The following is a 416-nucleotide window of genomic DNA, read 5'->3' on the forward strand; positions in this document are numbered from 1 at the left end:
AGCAATCAAGCCTTTCTGACTCAAGTCCTCAGAACGCTTAAGATTATTCTTTGCTTCCAACAATCGTGCAGACACTGAAGACAAAGCCGCTTTTGCCTGAGACTCCCGTGATAGCAAATCTGCCTTTTCCAATTCAATCAGTAGCTGCCCTTGTTTAACCTGCTGCCCTGCTCGTACATGTACTTTCTCTATCTTGGCTAGAATACGTGATGAGATAAGTGAATTCTGTTTCGCTTCAATACCTGCTGGCACTGGCTCGAACACTTCCTTCTTCACCCGTTCGACCTCAATCGCTTGCCTTAGTAGCTCATCGAGTTTTACCAAACTTTGCTGCTCACTTTGCCCGGGCTTTACCTTGTTATTAAAGGCACCCGCCATCCAGGCAACCATAACGATAAGTAAAGCAATTGCCAGTA

General features: G+C 45.7%; 1 protein-coding gene. It reads right to left on the reverse strand.

The annotated features are described in order from the left end of the window. Window positions 1–416, reverse strand: a 416-nt coding sequence (locus A3761_RS06130; protein WP_156491663.1) for a biotin/lipoyl-binding protein, incomplete at both ends; no start/stop codon positions are given.

It is taken from the genome of Oleiphilus sp. HI0123, from assembly GCF_001635315.1.